Source organism: Pseudomonas sp. GW822-FHT01E03, from assembly GCF_058802985.1.
Window position 1 is genome coordinate 232,107 of record NZ_JBXAOQ010000005.1, and the last position, 17,536, is coordinate 249,642.

Annotated in this window: 15 protein-coding genes; 9 read left to right on the forward strand and 6 right to left on the reverse strand. The window is 62.6% G+C overall.

Going from position 1 to position 17,536, the window contains the following annotated elements; genetic code table 11:
- Window positions 1-527: 527 nt before the first annotated feature.
- The 6 genes from AC1RP7_RS12355 to AC1RP7_RS12380 all read right to left on the reverse strand — a co-directional run bounded on the left by AC1RP7_RS12355 (window position 528) and on the right by AC1RP7_RS12380 (window position 7,200).
- Window positions 528-2,108, reverse strand: coding sequence for a FadD3 family acyl-CoA ligase (locus tag AC1RP7_RS12355; protein ID WP_493180733.1), 1,581 nt, complete (start codon window positions 2,106-2,108; stop codon window positions 528-530).
- Window positions 2,109-2,180: 72 nt separating this feature from the next.
- Window positions 2,181-2,927, reverse strand: a complete 747-nt coding sequence (locus AC1RP7_RS12360; RefSeq protein WP_090456739.1) for an SDR family NAD(P)-dependent oxidoreductase — start codon at window positions 2,925-2,927, stop codon at window positions 2,181-2,183.
- 229 nt (window positions 2,928-3,156) lie between these two features.
- Entirely contained in the window at window positions 3,157-4,239 is a 1,083-nt protein-coding gene (locus AC1RP7_RS12365) for a ferredoxin--NADP reductase (protein ID WP_057714066.1), read from the reverse strand.
- Between the two features lie 13 nt (window positions 4,240-4,252).
- On the reverse strand, window positions 4,253-5,008 hold the full coding sequence (locus AC1RP7_RS12370) for a glucose 1-dehydrogenase (RefSeq protein ID WP_090456735.1): 756 nt from the start codon (window positions 5,006-5,008) through the stop codon (window positions 4,253-4,255).
- Window positions 4,996-6,675, reverse strand: a complete 1,680-nt coding sequence (locus AC1RP7_RS12375) for an FAD-binding protein (RefSeq protein ID WP_090456733.1) — start codon at window positions 6,673-6,675, stop codon at window positions 4,996-4,998. Before AC1RP7_RS12375 ends, AC1RP7_RS12370 begins: the two co-directional genes overlap by 13 nt.
- Window positions 6,676-6,684: 9 nt before the next feature.
- Window positions 6,685-7,200 (reverse strand): flavin reductase family protein, encoded by a 516-nt coding sequence (locus tag AC1RP7_RS12380; protein WP_057714069.1) that lies wholly within the window; start codon window positions 7,198-7,200, stop codon window positions 6,685-6,687.
- Between the two features lie 1,228 nt (window positions 7,201-8,428).
- Between AC1RP7_RS12380 and AC1RP7_RS12385 the strand changes: the two genes are divergently transcribed.
- The 9 genes from AC1RP7_RS12385 (at window position 8,429) to AC1RP7_RS12425 (ending at window position 17,528) form a co-directional block, all read left to right on the forward strand.
- A complete protein-coding gene (locus tag AC1RP7_RS12385) occupies window positions 8,429-9,613 on the forward strand; it encodes an acyl-CoA dehydrogenase family protein (protein WP_493180734.1) in 1,185 nt (394 codons plus the stop codon).
- A 138-nt stretch (window positions 9,614-9,751) separates the two neighbouring features.
- On the forward strand, window positions 9,752-10,873 hold the full coding sequence (locus AC1RP7_RS12390) for an LLM class flavin-dependent oxidoreductase (protein ID WP_102672755.1): 1,122 nt from the start codon (window positions 9,752-9,754) through the stop codon (window positions 10,871-10,873).
- Between the two features lie 699 nt (window positions 10,874-11,572).
- Window positions 11,573-11,932 (forward strand): DUF6124 family protein, encoded by a 360-nt coding sequence (locus tag AC1RP7_RS12395; RefSeq protein ID WP_154861394.1) that lies wholly within the window; start codon window positions 11,573-11,575, stop codon window positions 11,930-11,932.
- A gap of 253 nt (window positions 11,933-12,185) precedes the next feature.
- A complete protein-coding gene (locus AC1RP7_RS12400) occupies window positions 12,186-13,082 on the forward strand; it encodes a VOC family protein (RefSeq protein ID WP_223503380.1) in 897 nt (298 codons plus the stop codon).
- 11 nt (window positions 13,083-13,093) lie between these two features.
- The gene (locus AC1RP7_RS12405; protein WP_057714073.1) at window positions 13,094-13,975 is read left to right on the forward strand and encodes a CoA transferase subunit A; all 882 of its coding nucleotides are present in this window, start codon (window positions 13,094-13,096) and stop codon (window positions 13,973-13,975) included.
- Window positions 13,976-13,987: 12 nt separating this feature from the next.
- The gene (locus tag AC1RP7_RS12410; protein ID WP_218496128.1) at window positions 13,988-14,776 is read left to right on the forward strand and encodes a CoA-transferase subunit beta; all 789 of its coding nucleotides are present in this window, start codon (window positions 13,988-13,990) and stop codon (window positions 14,774-14,776) included.
- A 23-nt stretch (window positions 14,777-14,799) separates the two neighbouring features.
- Window positions 14,800-15,672: an enoyl-CoA hydratase gene (locus AC1RP7_RS12415; protein ID WP_046043072.1), complete on the forward strand. Its 873-nt coding sequence runs from the start codon at window positions 14,800-14,802 to the stop codon at window positions 15,670-15,672.
- Window positions 15,673-15,674: 2 nt separating this feature from the next.
- A complete protein-coding gene (locus AC1RP7_RS12420; RefSeq protein ID WP_057714076.1) occupies window positions 15,675-16,742 on the forward strand; it encodes an NAD(P)H-dependent flavin oxidoreductase in 1,068 nt (355 codons plus the stop codon).
- A gap of 30 nt (window positions 16,743-16,772) precedes the next feature.
- A complete protein-coding gene (locus AC1RP7_RS12425) occupies window positions 16,773-17,528 on the forward strand; it encodes an enoyl-CoA hydratase family protein (protein ID WP_493180735.1) in 756 nt (251 codons plus the stop codon).
- Window positions 17,529-17,536 lie beyond the last annotated feature (8 nt).

Here is a 17,536-nt window from a genome sequence, read left to right on the forward strand (position 1 = left end):
CGGACTCGAAACCTGTGTACACCCTCGAACACTGTAGGAGCGGGCTTGCTCGCGATGACGGAGTGTCAGCCAACATCTATGTCGACTGACCTGACGCTATCGCGAGCAAGCTCGCTCCCACAGTTGATCTGTGTCGGACTCGAAACCTGTGTACACCCTCGAACACTGTAGGAGCGGGCTTGCTCGCGATGACGGAGTGTCAGCCAACATCCATGTCGACTGACCTGACGCTATCGCGAGCAAGCTCGCTCCCACAGTTGATCTGTGTCGGACTCGAAACCTGTGTACACCCTCGAACACTGTAGGAGCGGGCTTGCTCGCGATGACGGAGTGTCAGCCAACATCCATGTCGACTGACCTGACGCTATCGCGAGCAAGCTCGCTCCCACAGTTGAGCTGTGTCGGACTCGAAATTTGTGTACATCTTCGAACATTGTGGGAGCGAGCTTGCTCGCGATGGTCTATCAGTTGCATTGATGTCGACTGACACACCATCGCGAGCAGGTTCGCTCCTACAGGGATTGTGTTTAGTCGACTGGCTGCAATGCCCACTCGCGCAACACATTCTTGGTCACTTTCCCCGCCGCATTGATCGGCATCTTCTGCAGCACCTGCACCCGACGCGGAACCTTGTAGTTGGCCATCTGCTCACGGCACCAGGCGAGGAATCGGGTTTGCTCGATTTCCATACCCGGAGCAGGCAGCAGAAACGCCATCGCCACTTCGCCCAAGCGTTCGTCGGGAATCCCGATCACCGCTGCCTGGGCCACGCCCGGATAGGTCAGCAAACACTGTTCGATCTCCGCCGGGTACACATTGAAGCCACCGGTGATGAACATGTCCTTGAGGCGGTCGGTGATGCGCAGGTAACCCTGTTCGTCGAGCATGCCGATGTCGCCGGTGTGCAGCCAGCCGTCGGCGTCGAGAATTTCCTGGCTGGCTTCGGGGTTGTTGAGATAGCCCTGCATCAGGTTGTAGCCGCGAATCTGTACTTCACCGGGAATGTTGGCCGGCTGGCTGCGACCGCTGCTACCGACACAGCGCACTTGCACCCCCGGCATCGCCCGGCCACTGGTGTTGGCGACCAGTTCCGCCGAGTCACCGGAACGGCAGATCGTGGCGAACCCACAGACTTCCGTCAGGCCATACGCGGTGACGATGGTGGCAAAGCCCAGTTCGTCGCGCATGCGGTGGATCATCTCCACCGGAATCGCTGCCGCCCCGGTCACCGCCACGCGCAAGGAGCTCAGGTCGAATTCGTTGCGTTGCGGATGGGCAAGCAACGACTGATACAACGTCGGTGGCCCGGGCAACACGGTGATGCGTTCACGCTGCACGCATTCGAGCACGGCCTGCACGTCGAACACCTGCTGCGGCAGGAGGGTGCAGCCACGCATCAGCGCTGCCAGCCAGCCGGCCTTGTAGCCGAAGGAGTGGAAGAACGGATTGACGATCAGGTAGCGATCGCTTTCGCGCAAACCGACGATATCGCTCCAGTCCCGCACGATTCGCAGGTTCTGGCCGTGGCTGGTCATCACGCCTTTGGGTTTACCAGTGGTGCCCGAGGTGAACAACACGTCGGACAAGGCCTGCGGGCCAACGCTCTGTTCGCGGGTGCGCAAGGCCAGTTGCGGCACATCGGCCGCCAGATCCATAAACCGATTCCACGCCAGGGTGCCCGAATTGGCACCACGCACGCTGACGATGTGGCGCAGGGCTGGCAGGTCTTCCGACGTCAGCATGCCGGGGTAGTCCGCGCCGAGGAATTCGCCGATGGCAAACAGTACGCAGGCGCCGCTTTCGCGCAGGATGTAGCCGGCCTCGCTGCCCTTCATCCGGGTATTGAGCGGCACCAGGGCTGCACCGACACTCTGCAGGGCGCCAGCCGCAACGATCCATTCCCACACGTTCGGCGCCCAGATTGCCACGCGGTCCCCGACCTGTACGTCGAGGGCCAGCAGTGCGCGGGCAGCCTGGCGGCGCAGTTGGTCCAGTTGTCGGTAGCTGATGGTGTGGCCCGCGTCCTCGATGGCCGGGCGGTCGCCGTAGGCCTGGGCCGCGTTGGCGAACAGTTGAGCGATGGTCAGTGCGGTGGCGACAGGCGGCATGGGGCCTCCCCGGTTAGAAGACAAGTACGAAAAAGGGAGTAGGCCGGGCAGGGCGCCCGGCCGGATTGCGAATTACTGGGCGGGCGGGGCGAAACGGCGACCGGCGGAGAAACCACCGTCCACGGCGATCATCTGGCCGCTGACAAAGGAGGCTTCGTCGGACGCCAGGAACAGCGCGACGTTGGCCACTTCTTCCGGTTGCCCGGAGCGGCTGAGCATGTGCTGCGAGGCGAAGAAGGCGTGGAACGCGTCATTGTCACGGACCATGCTGGTCATCGGCGTTTCGATCAGGCCGGGGCACAGACCGTTGACGCGAATGTTGGCGTAGCCGTAGTCGATGGCCATCGAGCGGGTCAGCTGGTTGATGCCGCCCTTGGACACGTTATAGGCCACGTTGCCGTCGCAGCCTTGCAGGCCGAAGATCGAACCGACGTTGATGATCGAGCCATTGCGTTGTTCAACCATCGACGCCAGCGCGTATTTGCTGGTGAGCATGCTGCCGGTCAGGTTGATGTCCATCACCCGTTGCCAGTTGGCGGTGGTGGTCTGGGTCACGCTGCCCTGGTCGGCGACGCCGGCGGCGTTGACCAGAACGTCGATGCGCCCGAAGCGGCTGATGACTTCTTGCATGACCTGCTGCACCTGCGCTTCGTCGCGCACGTCCAGGGTCATGAACAGGCCGGGAAAGTCTGCCGGTGCGCTGCCGATGTCCAGCCCAATCACTTGCGCGCCTTCGGCCGAGAAACGGCGCACGCAGGCCAGACCGATACCCGAAGCGCCGCCGGTGACCACCGCGACCTTATTCTGCAAACGAGCCATAACTGCACCTCTTTATTTTTGTGGGCTAATGCTGTGGTCGAGTCTAACCGCAGACCCGGCCTGGGTGATCGTCCATTGGGACTAAGGCGACAGAGCGCCTTTGATCATGCCTTCCTGTAGGAGCGAGCATGCTCGCGAAAAATGCCCTGACAACGCGGGTATTCAGATACCCCGCGTTATCGTTGACGACCATCGCGAGCATGCTCGCTCCTACAGGGGGGGGAGGGTCTCAGTCGGGGAATTTAAGGCGCACGCGGGCACCGGTCGGGCGGCTCTGGCAGGCCAGTGTCCAGCCGTCGGCGAGTTCCTTTGGGGTCAAGACGTCGTTGCGCGCCAACTGGACTTCACCTTCTCTGACCACGCACATGCAGGCCCCGCAAAAACCTTCTTCACAGGACGACGGCACGTCCAGACCGGCGGCCTTGCAACTTTGCAGCAGGGTGTCGCCGGGTTTGCAGGCAATTTCGTGTTGCTGACCATCGAGCTCGACGATCAGCGCTTCGCATTGTGAATCCATGGCCGCAGCCCGTGCCACGGCCTCTTCGGCCAGCAGTTCATCGGGGTCCGGCGGCGAGACGAAGCGTTCGACATGGATCCGCTCGGCCGCTTCGCCCACTGCCAGCAGCGTGCGCTCCACGGTGTCCATGAACGGTCCCGGCCCACAAATGAAGTAGTCGCCGCCGGCCGATCCGCGCAGCAGATGACGGACCTGATGGTCCGTCAAAAAACCCTGCACCGAATCGAGGACGTGCACCACGTGCAGTTGATCAGGATGCGCCTTGATCAGCTGGCACAGCTCGTCCTTGAAAATCACCGACGCCTCATCGCGGTTGGCGTAGATCAACTTGATCGGTCGCCGACTGCTGTGCAGCACCGATTTGAGAATGGAAAACACCGGGGTGATGCCCGAGCCGCCCCCGAACAAGACCAGGGGCTTTTCGGTGTCCGCCTGCGGGTCCAGGCAGAAATGCCCGGCCGGTGGCAGCACTTCCAGCCAGTCGCCGACCTGCACTTCGTTCATCCAGTTCGACACCCGGCCACCGTCGACCCGTTTCACCGTGACCTTGGGCAGCGCGTCCGCGAGGGGCGAGCTGGCCATGGAGTAGCAGCGGGTCAACAGTTTGCCGGCGAAGGGCACGCGAAAACTCAGGAACTGGCCCGGTTTGTAGCGAAAGCGCTCACGCAGGGCTGGCGGTACGTCCAGCACCAGCGAGCGCGCATCCAGGGTCTCGTCGATCACCGCGCACACTTGCAATGAGACGCTTGCCGTCGTGTGCTCGGCCGGGGTCAGGTTCTGTTGTTGCGTGCCCATGTTCACCTCGACCTCAGAGACTGCTGATCAGTTGGGCGTTGTCGACGCGGATCTCGGCACCGTTGACGAATCGCGACTCGTCGGTGGCCAGGAACAGCACCACGTTGGCAATGTCCCGTGGCGCGGCCATGCGGTTCATCGGGTCCTGGTCCAGCGCTTCCTGCGGGATCGGCTGGCCACCGGCCAGGGCCTGGGTCATCGGTGTGTTCACGCCATCGGGGTGCACGCTGTTGCAGCGGATGCGGTAACCCTGCTGCTTGCAGTGCAGGGCAATCGAACGGGTCATCGCCGCCACCGCGCCTTTGGATGCCGAATAAGCGCAGAACATCGGCATCGCGCCCAACGCGGCCACCGACGACATGTTGATGATCGACCCACCACCGGTTTCCTTCATCGCCTGGATCGCGTACTTGCAGCCGAGGAAGTAGCCTTCGCCGTTGATCTTCTGCACCTTCTGCCATAGCTCCAGCGTGGTGTCTTCAATGCTGCCCAGGGCCAGGATCGCGGCGTTGTTGACCAGTACGTCGAGACGGCCGAAGTGTTCGACGGTGGTCTTGATCACCTGTTGCCAATCGCTTTCGCTGGCGATGTCGTGGCGGATGAACAGCGCGTTGGCGCCGATTTCTGCGGCCACCTGGCGACCGGCCTCTTCGTTGAGGTCGGTCAGTACTACTTTGGCGCCTTCGCGGGCCAGCAGCAGGGCGTCTTCGCGACCGATGCCGCTGGCGGCGCCGGTGATGATGCAGACTTTGCCTTCTACACGTTGCATTGTTGTTCTCCTGATCGTGCGGTTTGAAGTGCGAATTGGTCGGCCACGTGGGCGGCAGCCCGGCGACCGGAGTAAATGCAGTCGGCCAGGGACAGGCCGGAGACATACAGGTTGGAAGCGACCCCGACCGCATTGCGGCCGGCGCTGTAGAGACCGTTTATTGGCTGGCCGGCGTGGTCCAGAACCCGACCGCTGTCCTCGCAGACCTTCAGCCCGCCCAGGGTGATGACCGGGCAGGGGAAGAGTTTGCTGTCGAAGGACAGGTCGAGGGCGTACCAAGGGCCTTGGTCGAGGTTGGCAAGCATCGCGGCGGATTTGCCGAACTCGTCGGCGACCTCACCCCGTGCCGCGCGGGAATAGCGTTCGACACTCTGGCGCAGCAGTTCCGGCGGCAGATTGCAGCGCTTGGCCAACCCGGCCAGGCTGCTACTGCGTTTGGCGTTGAACAGCAGATTGAGCAGCACCGGCAGGCGCTGGAAATTCCACACCTTGCCCGGGCCCACCTGACGCAACGCTTCGCGCATCAGCTCACGGTTGAGCACCAGGATCGCGCGACCGTCTTGTTCTTCGACCATGGCGTGGCCGAGGGTCGCGCCGTAGATTTCTTCGTTGGCGTAACGCTGTCCGCGGGCATTGACGATCAGCCCGCGGGCCCAGGCCAGTGGCGGATTGATGAAACGCCACGCGCTGATCTTGTCCATCCGCGCCACGCTGCCACCGGCGCTCTGGCCCAGGGCGATGCCGCTGCCATTGCAGCCGGTGGCGCCCAGGGGCAACCCGGCCAGGTACTGCGGCGCGTGTTGGCGCACCAGGTCGCGATTGAAGATAAAACCGCCGCTGCTCAATAGCACCGCCTGTTCGGCGCGAATCAATTGCCGAATGGCGCTGGTCTGCTCGATGCGACGCTGACGGGCGCGCAAGCGGTCAGCCAATGCGGGGGCGTACATATGAATGGCGGCGGCCCAGCGCGACAGACGCGCATGTTGTCGGGCTGCGCGACTGCCGGAAGGCAACTGCCAGGCTTCGACGCCGATGACCTTGTCGTCGAGGTCGAGCACCAGTCGCCGCACTTCGCACTGGCTGCGCAGGCGCGCACCGTGACGCAAGGCGCTGGCCTTGAGCGGGGCGAACAGGCTGGCGCCGGACATGCCCGGACCTTTGGTGCGGTGGCCACGGGGTGCCGGTTTGGCGCTGGCGGCATAGGCCGGCACGGCTTCGTTGCCGGAGTAATAGAGGTAGTACTGGTCACTCGGGTACGAGGTTTTATGCGGCGGCACGCTGGCCTCGAACGCCGCGCCCTGTCGCTCCAGCCAGGCCAGTTGTTCGCGGCTGCCGTCGCAGAAATTGCGCAATGTCTCGTGGCTGACGGCTTCGCCGACTTCCTGACGCAGGTAATTGAACATGGCTTCGCTGGTGTCTTCATAGCCAGCCTGACGCTGATACGGCGTGCCACCACCGGCGTACACCACGCCACCACTGAGCGCCGTGGCGCCGCCGCCTTCGAAGCGATCCAGTGCGAGCACTGACAGGCCGCGAGTGCTGGCTTCGATGGCGGCACAGGCGCCGGCACCGCCAAACCCGACGATCAGCAAGTCGCAACGGTCATCCCATGGCAACTGGTCGGCGCTGTTTACTCGCAACGCCGTCAACCCGTTCAGGCTGTCCATGTTCGGGCCTCAGCCAGCAGCAGCGAGAGAGGGTGCGGGTTTGGCGGTGGTGGTGTAGCTGCCGTCGAGGTAGACCAGCGGGGTGATTTCGGCGGTGGTGTGGATCTGCAGGATGCGCCCGATGAAAACGGTGTGGGTGCCGTAGCTGAAGTGGCCGTCCTGGCGGCAGAGGATCGCCGACTGTGCGTCACCCAGGTAAGGAATGCCGCCGGGGCTGGTCAGCCAGTTGCCGCGGTCGAAACGTGCTTCGCCCTTGATCGCGCCGCTGCACAGGTTGGCCAGGTCTTGTTGTTCGACGCCGAGGATGTTGACGCAGAAGTCGGCGCCGGTCGCCAGTGCGGCGTGGGGCGAGGCGGTCTTGTTGACGCAGATCAGCAGCGATGGTGGCTCGGTGCTCAGCGAGTCGACGGCCGTGGCGGCCATGGCGAAGCGTTCGGTGCCGTTGCTGGTGCTGATAATGGTGACTGACTTGGCCAGGCGGCGCATGGCCTGGAGCATGTCGGCTTTGAGATTGACGTCGTTCATCGCACTGGGCCTTTTTTGTTGGGTGGGGAGTGCGATGGATTCTTGCTCTGGCTCTTGTCTGGAGCATCGTCCGAGGGGACTAGGCCTTGGCGGCCTCTGGGCCGACCAGGCTCTTGATTGATTGAGTACATATCCGTTTCTGCGGTAACGGCGGCTGGCGGTTTCGCCCTTACGGCGAGTCCCTTTTGTCAAACGACACAAAAGGAACCAAAAAGTCTCGCCCCGAACGTACGGCCCCTCGCTGAGGCTCGGGGTTCCTTCGCTCCGGCATTCATCCGGGGGCATCGCCCTCCGGTTGGCTTCGCTGGCACCTACATGCGATGTGTTCGACTGCGTCGAACGGCGCTGCGCGCCAATCCCCGGATGAACACCTCCACTCAGCCTGCCGAGGGGGCGGGTGGATCAAGATCAAAAGCTGCAGGCGAGCTAACGCTCGGCCTGATGAGTGGTGAGAAGCGACGCGGTGGTGCGGGATGCTCTGCTTTTGCTCTGCTCTTCTGTGGGAGCGAGCTTGCTCGCGATGGACGTCAACGATAACGCGTGCTGCCTGAATGCCCGCGTTGTCCTGGCGTTTTTCGCGAGCAAGCTCGCTCCTACAGGGAAACGCGTTCAATTGCGATCAGGCCGGCCAGCAGGCCGCCTCGCTTTGGCTTTGGCTTTTGATCTTCTTGCCCCCTCGTGAGGCCGAGTGGAGGTTCTGCGCAGTGGGCAACCCGGCATGGATGCCGGGTTAGCCGCCCCCGGCCATGGATGGCCGATGGCGGCGGGCCCACGGAGCAGGACCGGAGCGAGGGCATGCCGAGCCTAGGCGAGGCACCGAACGAAAGGGGCAAGAGCCCTTGGTTACTTGGGGCTTTTCCAAGTGACCCGCCGTAAGGGCGGAACCCTAAGCGGCCGTTACCGCAGCAACGGATATGTACACCCTCAAAAATCCATGTCGCCTGCCATATAGCCATCGCGAGCAAGCTCGCTCCCACAGGGATCTTCAGTGGCCACAAGTCCCGAGTAAAACCGGAGACCGGAGAGCGAGCCTGCTCGCGATGGCAGCCTGCCAAGCAACACATCCCGTCCAGATACACCGCCAAAGACCAGTTCCCCAATCCCACATGGTCCGTTTGAGGGATGTCCCCTGCGTTGCGCATTGTTTGAATGCCAGTGTAGGGGCGCTACATCCGCCCCGTTGCACGCGCGCCCCGGCGGATGGGGTGAACAAAGGAGAACAATAAAAATGCTCAACCAAGACCTGATTCGCCAGCGTCTGAGCCAACGTGCCCGCGAGTTGGTGCCGATCCTGCGTGAACGTGCCCTGAATGCCGCGCAAGCAGGCCAGTTGCCCGAAGAAACCCTGAAGGATTTCCAGGACGCCGGGTTTTTTCGCATCCTGCAACCGTCCCGTTGGGAAGGCTATGAGCTGGAGCCCAAGGATTTCTTCGACGTACAGATGACCCTTGCCGAAGGCTGCATGTCCTCGGCCTGGGTACTGGGGGTGGTGGCGATCCACAACTGGCAACTGGCGCTGTTCGACGACCGCGCCGCGCAGGATGTCTGGGGCAGTGATTCCAGCGTGCTGATCTCCTCTTCCTATATGCCGGTGGGCAAGGTCGAGCGGGTCGAGGGTGGTTTCAAATTGAGTGGTCGCTGGGGCTTTTCCTCCGGCAGCAAGCATTGCGAGTGGGCGTTCCTCGGTGCGCTGGTGCCGCCGGAAGAGGCGGGCGGTGCGCCGGATTATCGGACGTTCCTGGTGCCGCGCAGCGACTACCAGATTCTCGACAACTGGAACGTCATGGGCCTGGAAGCCACCGGCTCCCACGACATTCTGGTGGAAAACGCCTTCGTTCCCGAGTACCGCACCCATCGCGCCCTCGATGGTTTCATGCAGAACAGTCCGGGCAATGCGGTCAACACCGCGCCGTTGTTCCGCCTGCCATTCGGGCAGATTTTCGTGCGTGCGGTTTCCTCCTCGGCCATCGGTGCCCTGCAAGGCGCGGTGGATCAGTTTGTCGAGCACAACCGCGCCCGGGTCGGGGTCAATGACGGTCGCAAGATGGTCCAGGACCCGGCCGCGCAATCGGCGCTGGCCAACGCCATGGTCTGCGTCGATGAGTGCAAGACCGTGCTGCATCGCAACTTCGCCCTGATGCTGGAGCGCGCGCAGAAGGGTGAGCCGTTGAGCATGCCCGAGCGGGTGAAGATGCGTTACGACTCGGCGCTGGTGGCCGACAAGTGCGCCAAGGCCGCTGGTGACCTGATGTTCAACAGCGGTGCTTCGACGATCTTCCGCAGCCATCCGATCAACCGAGCGTTCCGTGATATTCACACCGGTCGCGCCCACGTCGCCAACAGCCCGGCCAAGTACGCCTGGAACCTCGGCGGGGTCAGCATGGGGCAGGACAGCAGCGACTTTTTCCTCTGACGCTGGCGTACAGCTCTTTTCTATGAATCGGGCTAGTCCGTTTGCGTGATTCGAGCGCCCCGCCGATGCCCGAGCATTGGCGGTAAGGCGAAGGTCTACGGCGCCGACTGCGCATCCAAATAAGCACAAGGATCAACCATGAAATTTTCCCTGATTTACGAAGCCCAGACGGTGGACTCCAGCCGCGAAGGCGACCGCAAGATTTTCGAAGACACCGTCGAGCAGGCCGTGCTGGCCGACAAGCTGGGTTTTGACACTTTCTGGTGCGTGGAACACACGGCGCTGAGCAACTACTCGCACATGTCCGCGCCGGAAACCATGCTGGCTTTCGTGGCCGGTAAAACCGAGCGCATCGGTATCGGCCACGGCGTGGTCTGCCTGCCTCCGGCGATGAACCACCCGGTCAAGGTCGCCGAACGCATCGCCACCCTCGACCTGCTGTCCAAGGGCCGTGTGCACTTTGGCGTGGGCAAGGGCGGTACCCAGCAGGAAGCCGGCACCTTCGGCTACGACCTGGCGACCTTGCAGCCGCAGATCGACGAGATGATGTACCTGATTCCGAAAATGTTCGTGCAGGACGAGATCGAGCACAACGGCGACTTCGTGCAGATCCCCAAGCGTCCGATCCATCCAAAGCCGTATCAGGACCCGCACCCGCCGATGTACCTGGCGTGCACCAACACCGAGTCGCTGAAAAATGCCGGCGGTCGCGGCATGGGCGCGCTGGTGCTGGGCTTTGGTGGCCCGGAAGAGATCGCCAAGAAGGTTGAGGTGTATCACACGGCCTACGACAACCGCGATGAAAAGAAGCAAGTGGGCTTCCGCCCTAACCGTCACATTGCCGCGCTGTGCCCGGCCATCGTGCTGGACGACAACGCAGAAGCGCGCCGCATCGGTATCCGTGGCCAGCGTTACTTCATGGAGTCGTTGGGCTACTGGTACGGCGGTGGCGAGCGTCCGGATCCGGAGAAGTGGAAGGACGACACCTTCGTCGATGGCAATGGCCAGAGCGTGATCAAGTCGCGCTTCGCCTCTGAAGAAGTCAGTGTCGACTTCTCCGACCCGACCATGGCCATGATGAACCCGAACCACGCCTACGGCACCGTCGAGGATTGCATCGGCTACGTGCAGCGCCTGATCGATGCCGGCGCCGACGAAATCCTGTTCATCTGCCAGATGGGCACCGTGCCGCAGTGGGCGCAGCTGGAGACCTTGAAGAACATTGGCGAGAAGGTGATTCCGCATTTCCGCAAGGCGTGATAGTTGACGCTAAACGCATGAACACCGCATACCCCTTGTAGGAGCGAGCCTGCTCGCGATAAACCTGAGAACGCCGTGGGGTGCCAGGCTTGCAGCGTTATCGTTGGCGACCATCGCGAGCAGGCTCGCTCCTACAGTTGAACGTATTTCAGGCCTGGCACGGACGTCAGGCCCACTTTCCAACGGGTCCCCAAGGCCCGTTTTTTTATGCCTGCACTAATCTTGACCATCACATACCCCCCCCTGTGGGAGCGAGCTTGCTCGCAATGGCGGTCTTGCATTCAACATCGATGTTGAGTGGTATGGCCCCATCGCGAGCAAGCTCGCTCCCACAGGTTTTTGGGTTGTTAAACGAAGCCTGTTTAACGGCTGTCAGTGTTACTTGATGAAAGCTACACCGCCTTGCGTCGTTGCCTACAGGTACGCCAGAATCCGCCGGCTTGTGCGCCTTGGGGCCGCTCGGTAACTTGATTCGCGTCACTGCCCATCAGTGATCGGGTTTAGTCGCCCGTGGTCAATCGAAGCGCATCTGCATCCAGACAGTCAGGTCATTTCATACCTGCACTTTATGGTAGCTGTGCGCAGGGCGCCTTTGGGCGCGCCGGTTTCGATTCTCCCCGGTCGACTAACCTGCGTACAGCTGCCACCTCTCGTTTAGTCGCAAGTCGGTGACGGCTCCAAATTATTGGAGAGTCGTAAATGTTCAAGGTAACGCCAAACCCGCCGGACACCGATCCGGCATCCCCGTACGAGCCCGATTCCAAAAAACTCAACGAGGCCGCCGAGCCTGCCCTCGCTTACCACTTCCCCTCGACAGCCGACATCAAAGCCACTCCTCGAACAATCAGCACACTGTTTACCGTCGACCCTGACGCTACGACCGAAACCCTGGTGGTCTATCTCGTCGAGACGTTGGCCTCGGTGGATGTGATGGTGCATCAACTGGTGGATCATCTGGAGGGCGGTGACCGTAATGCACTGCTGGGTATTTCCAATAGCGTAATGCTCGCCGAAATCACCGCGAATCGCGTGCTCGATCAAATCGAACCAGCTGCATAAACCCGCAACCCCCCCCCTGTGGGAGCGGGCTTGCTCGCGAAGAGGCCGGCACATTCAACATTCATGTTGCTTGACACACCGCCTTCGCGAGCAAGCCCGCTCCCACAGTTTTGATGTGCGTACCTCATCATTTCCGCTAGTCCCATTGGACGATGTTGCCCCTCCCCGAACCCGTTTGAATAGGCCCTACATAAAGTCTCCCCCGGCAGTCGCCGAAGGGCGGCACCGCCTGAGAAAAACGAGGAGTGCATCCATGGATATCCGTGGTCTGGGTTACGTCACCCTGTTATCCAGCGACCTGGCGCAATGGCGCCACTACGCAAGCCAGGTGCTGGGCATGATGGTCATCGGATCTGATGACGACGCGCACCTGTACCTGAAGATGGACGAGCGCCACTACCGCATCCTGGTGCAGAAGAACGCCGAGAACGGCTTCGGTGCCTGCGGCTGGGAAGTGGCCGGAAAGGCGGCGCTGGAACAGGCGGTCAGCGAGTTGCAACAGGCCGACGTGCAAGTGACCCGTGGCACCGCGGCCGAGGCCGAGCTGCGCAAGGTCCAGGAGTTGGTGCACTTCAGCGACCCGGATGGCAACCGTCACGAAATCTTCTGGGGCCCGTTGCAGGACTTCGCCCGTTTCGTCTCGCCGGTAGGCGTCAAAGGGTTCGTTACCAACGAACTGGGCATGGGCCACGTAGTGCTGCCGGCACCTGCTTTCGAGCGCTGCCGCGACTTCTACGAACAGGTGCTGGGTTTTGGCCTGTCGGACCTGATGAAAGTCCGCTTCACCCCGGACCCGGCCGAGCCGCAAAAGCGTATTCACTTCCTGCACTGCAACAACGGCCGCCACCACTCGCTGGCGATTTTCGAGTGCCCGATGCCCCACGGCTGCGTGCACATGATGGTCGAGGTCAACGCGTTGGACGAAGTCGGCCGCGCCCTGGACCGAGTCCACGCCAATGGCGTGAAGCTGTCGGCCACCCTCGGTCAGCACACCAACGACCAGATGATTTCTTTCTATATCAAGACCCCGTCCGGGTTTGACCTGGAATACGGCTGCGATGGCCTGGTGGTCGACTGGGACCGCCACACGCCGTTCGAAAGCACCGTGGTCAGCCACTGGGGCCACGACTTCAGTGTCGGTCGCCAATGAGGAACATGACGATGGACAAGCAAATGACCACCGCCGAGATCGTCGGCCAACTGCGTGACGGCATGACCATCGGTATCGGTGGCTGGGGCCCGCGGCGCAAGCCGATGGCGCTGGTGCGCGAGATTCTGCGCTCGGACCTCAAGGACCTGACCGTGGTTGCCTACGGCGGTGCCGATGTCGGCATGCTCTGCGCGGCCGGCAAGATCAAGAAACTGGTGTTCGCCTTCGTTTCCCTGGACTTTATTCCGCTGGAACCGTACTTCCGCAAGGCGCGCCAGGAAGCGGCGCTGGAAGTGATGGAGATCGACGAAGGCATGCTGCTGCTCGGTCTGCGCGCGGCGGCGATGAATGTGCCGTTCATTCCGACGGCGGTGGGCCTGGGCACCGATGTGTTGCGCCACAACCGCCAGATCAAGTTGATCGCCTCGCCCTATGCCGATGGCAAGGACTGGGTGGCGATGCCGGCGCTCAAGCTCGACGCGGCGCTGGTGCACGTCGACCGTGCCGATGCACGCGGCGTGTGCCAGATCAGCGGTCCGGATCACTACATGGACGACCTGTTCGTGCGGGCCGCGACCCACAGCTACGTGACCTGCGATGAGCTGGTCGACAGCGAGTATTTCCATCAGGACAGCGCCCACGCGCATCAAGTGTTCTGGGAACGCAACCTGACCACCGCCGTGGCCCATGTGCCGGGCGGGGCGCATCCGTCTTCGTGCGCGCCGCTGTACGGTTTCGACGTCGCGCACTTCAAGGCCTACAACGCCACGGTCCAGGCGGCCGATGGCTGGCAGGGCTATGTCCGCGACTACGTCGACTGCACCCACGAACAGTATCTGGAAAAGGTCGGCGGCCTGGCTGCGATCCGTGAACTGCCGTTGCCGATTTTCTAAGGAAACCTTCCGATGAGCACTACTGATTACAGCCTCGCCGAACTGATGATCTGCGCGGCCTCCGAAGCCTGGCGCGAAGACGGCGAAGTATTGGCTTCCGGCATCGGCGTGATTCCGCGTCTGGCCGCTTCGCTGGCCATGCTGACCAGCAACCCGCAACTGCTGATGACCGACTCCGAAGCCTACATGGTCGCCGAGCCGGTGCCGTTGGGCGCGCGCAAAGGCTATGAACCCAAGCGCGACAGCTGGATGGGTTTCTCGCGGATTTTCGACAACGTCTGGGGCGGCAAGCGCCATGCCCTGGTGGGCCCGACCCAGATCGACCGCTTTGGCCAGGCCAACATTTCCTGCATCGGCGACTACGTCAAACCCAAGGCGCAGATGCTCGGTGTACGCGGTTTTCCCGGCAACTCGATCAGCCACGCCAACTCGTTTTGCGTGCCGAGCCACAACCGCCGGGTATTCGTCGAAGGCGAGGTCGATATGGTCGCCTCGGTCGGCTACAACCCGGCCCGACTGGCACGGGGCTGGTCGCTGAACGACATCGACATCCGCCTGATCATCACCGACCTCTGCGTGCTGGATTTCCAGGGCCCGCAACGGCAGATGCGCATCCGTTCGCTGCACCCCGGCGTGACGGCGGCGCAAGTCCAGGACAACACCGGCTTCGAGCTGCACGTGCCGGACGATTGCCCGACCACTGCCGCGCCGACGGCCGAGCAGTTGCAGCTGATCCAGCGTCTGGACCCGCACAACCTGCGCGCCCTGCAACTCAAAGACAACCCGCCAGGCCAACGCTGAGCAACGCGTTGCGGAGAAAAGTGATGGCTGAACATAACGATAACAATCAGGCCGAGGTGGTGCTGTACGAGGTGCGTGGCGCGGTGGCCCTTGTCACCATGAACCGCCCCGAGTTCCACAACGCGCAGAACTCGCAGATGACCTATGCGCTGGACGCGGCGTTTCGCCGGGCCTGCGATGACGATGAAGTGAAGGTCATTGTGTTGCGTGGCGCCGGCAAGCATTTCTCCGCCGGGCATGACATCGGCACCCCGGGCCGCGACGTCGACAAGACGTTCGACCGCGCCAGCCTGTGGTACGACCATGTGAACAAACCGGGCGGCGAGTTTTTGTATGCCCGTGAGCAGGAAGTCTATCTGGGCATGTGCCGCCGTTGGCGCGAGATGCCCAAGCCGACCATCGCCATGGTCCAGGGCGCGTGCATTGCCGGTGGGTTGATGCTGGCCTGGGTCTGCGACCTGATCGTCGCCAGCGAGGATGCTTACTTCGCCGATCCGGTGGTGCGAATGGGCATTCCCGGGGTCGAGTATTTCGCCCACGTGCATGAACTCAATCCGCGCATCGCCAAGGAGTTCCTGTTCCTCGGCGAGCGCATGCCGGCACCGCGTGCCTATCAGATGGGCATGCTCAATCGGGTGGTTGCTCGCGACGAGCTGGAACAACAGACCCTCGACATCGCCGGGCGCATCGCACAGATGCCGCGCCTGGGCCTGCAGCTGAGCAAGCAAGCGGTGAACAATGCCGAAGACCTGATGGGCAAGCGCGCGACCATGGACATGGTGTTCGGTCTGCATCACTTCGCTCATGCCCACAACGAACTGGTGTCCGGCGACCGCCTCGGCGGCTACGACGCCAAGGCCATGGCCAGTTCCCAGCGCAAAACGGGCGAGGCGTGAGCATGGCGATCTCGTTGAATACCCGTTTGACACAACTGCTCGGGTGCCGTTATCCGATCATCCAGACCGCCATGGGCTGGGTCGCCGACCCGAAACTGGTGGCGGCCACGGGCAATGCCGGTGGTTTCGGTTTCCTGGCCGGGGCGACCATCGAACCGCAGCAGATGGAAGCGGCGATTATCGAAACCCGGCGCCTGACCGATCAGCCGTTCGGGGTGAATTTCCACATGTACCAGGCCAATGCCGGCGAGATCGTCGAGCTGGTGTTGCGCCACAAAGTCCGGGCGGTCAGCTACAGCCGTTCGCCGGGCAAGCAAATGATCAGTCGCCTGAAGGACGCCGGCGTGGTGTGCATCCCGACGGTGGGCGCGCTCAAGCATGCGCAGAAAGCCGTGGAAATGGGCGCCGATGCGGTGACCGTACAGGGCGGCGAGGGCGGTGGGCATACCGGCTCCGTGCCGACCTCGATGCTGCTTGATCAGGTGGTCAATGCGGTGTCGGTGCCCGTGGTGGCCGCCGGCGGTTTCAAGGACGGCAGGGGCCTGGTCTCGGCCCTGGCTTACGGCGCCGAGGGCATCGCCATGGGCACGCGTTTCCTGATGTGCGCTGACAGCCCGGTGCCGCAAGCGACCCTGGCCCGTTACCTGGCGGTCAAGGACCCGGCGGCGATCATCATCAGCCGCGCCATCGACGGCATGCCGCAACGGATGATCCGCAACGAATTGCTCAACCAGCTGGAAAACAGCGGCGGCCTCAAGCGCCTGTTGCTGGCATTGCGCAGTGGCCTGGCCTACCGCCGCCACACCGGCATGAGCCTGACTCAGTTGCTCGGCAGTGCCTTGAAGATGCGCGGCGCCGGGGAGCTGACCGCCGCGCAAAGCATCATGGCCGCCAACGCGCCGATGGTGATCCAGAAAGCCATGGTCGACGGGCAACCGGCCGCGGGCGTCTTGCCCGCCGGGCAAATCGCCGCCTCCATCGACAGCTTGCCCAGCTGCGCCCAATTGATTGAACAGATCGTCCGCGACGCCGAAGTGCGCCTGGGTGAACTGTGCCGCCGTGTGTCGTGAAGGGGCCATGTATTGTGAAGGAAGGAAACCATGAAACCATTTAGCGTCAGCATCGATAACGGCATTGCCGAACTGGTCTTCAACCGGCCACCGGTCAACGCCTTCAACTGTCAGGGCTGGGCCGATATCGCCAGCGAAATCGAAAGCCTGGGGCGCAATGCCGAGGTGCGGGTGATCCTGATCCGGGCCGAAGGGCGCGGCTTCTGCGCCGGGGTCGATATCAAGGAACTGGCCGCCGACGGCAACCTGATAGTCGCCGTTAACAAGGGCAACTACGACAGTTTCAAGGCGATCCACCGCAATCCGAAACCGGTGATCGTCGCCGTGCACGGCTTCGTGCTCGGTGGCGGCATCGGCATCTGCGGCGCCGCCGACATTATCGTCGCGTCCGAGTGCGCCACCTTCGGCGTGCCGGAAGTGGATCGCGGGGCCATGGGCGGCGGTGCGCATTTGCAGCGGTTGTTCCCGGTGCAGAAAGTCCGCCACATGTACTTCACCGGCGAGGCCATCGACGCCGCCGAAGCGTACCGTCTGGGCGCGGTGGAGCGGGTGGTCAAGCACGAAGACTTGCGCGAAGCCGCGTTGCAGATCGCCCGCACCATCGCCGCCAAGAGCCCGGGCATGATCAGCCTGGCCAAGGAAGCGCTGAGCGGCATCGAAGACGGCAATCTGGAAGACAAATACCGCTGGGAGCAGGGCTTCACCCTCGAAGCCTACCGCTCACTGGACTCTCAGGAAGCACGCGACTCGTTCGTCGAGAAACGCGATGCCCGATTCAACGGCTGAAGGCATAT

Excerpts from the sequence above, each read along its gene's own strand:
- AC1RP7_RS12355 (WP_493180733.1), bottom strand. The coding sequence starts at position 2,108 with ATGCCGCCTGTCGCCACCGCACTGACCATCGCTCAACTGTTCGCCAAC.
- AC1RP7_RS12360 (WP_090456739.1), bottom strand. The coding sequence starts at position 2,927 with ATGGCTCGTTTGCAGAATAAGGTCGCGGTGGTCACCGGCGGCGCTTCG.
- AC1RP7_RS12365 (WP_057714066.1), bottom strand. The coding sequence starts at position 4,239 with ATGGGCACGCAACAACAGAACCTGACCCCGGCCGAGCACACGACGGCA.
- AC1RP7_RS12370 (WP_090456735.1), bottom strand. The coding sequence starts at position 5,008 with ATGCAACGTGTAGAAGGCAAAGTCTGCATCATCACCGGCGCCGCCAGC.
- AC1RP7_RS12375 (WP_090456733.1), bottom strand. The coding sequence starts at position 6,675 with ATGGACAGCCTGAACGGGTTGACGGCGTTGCGAGTAAACAGCGCCGAC.
- AC1RP7_RS12380 (WP_057714069.1), bottom strand. The coding sequence starts at position 7,200 with ATGAACGACGTCAATCTCAAAGCCGACATGCTCCAGGCCATGCGCCGC.
- AC1RP7_RS12385 (WP_493180734.1), top strand. The coding sequence starts at position 8,429 with ATGCTCAACCAAGACCTGATTCGCCAGCGTCTGAGCCAACGTGCCCGC.
- AC1RP7_RS12390 (WP_102672755.1), top strand. The coding sequence starts at position 9,752 with ATGAAATTTTCCCTGATTTACGAAGCCCAGACGGTGGACTCCAGCCGC.
- AC1RP7_RS12395 (WP_154861394.1), top strand. The coding sequence starts at position 11,573 with ATGTTCAAGGTAACGCCAAACCCGCCGGACACCGATCCGGCATCCCCG.
- AC1RP7_RS12400 (WP_223503380.1), top strand. The coding sequence starts at position 12,186 with ATGGATATCCGTGGTCTGGGTTACGTCACCCTGTTATCCAGCGACCTG.
- AC1RP7_RS12405 (WP_057714073.1), top strand. The coding sequence starts at position 13,094 with ATGGACAAGCAAATGACCACCGCCGAGATCGTCGGCCAACTGCGTGAC.
- AC1RP7_RS12410 (WP_218496128.1), top strand. The coding sequence starts at position 13,988 with ATGAGCACTACTGATTACAGCCTCGCCGAACTGATGATCTGCGCGGCC.
- AC1RP7_RS12415 (WP_046043072.1), top strand. The coding sequence starts at position 14,800 with ATGGCTGAACATAACGATAACAATCAGGCCGAGGTGGTGCTGTACGAG.
- AC1RP7_RS12420 (WP_057714076.1), top strand. The coding sequence starts at position 15,675 with ATGGCGATCTCGTTGAATACCCGTTTGACACAACTGCTCGGGTGCCGT.
- AC1RP7_RS12425 (WP_493180735.1), top strand. The coding sequence starts at position 16,773 with ATGAAACCATTTAGCGTCAGCATCGATAACGGCATTGCCGAACTGGTC.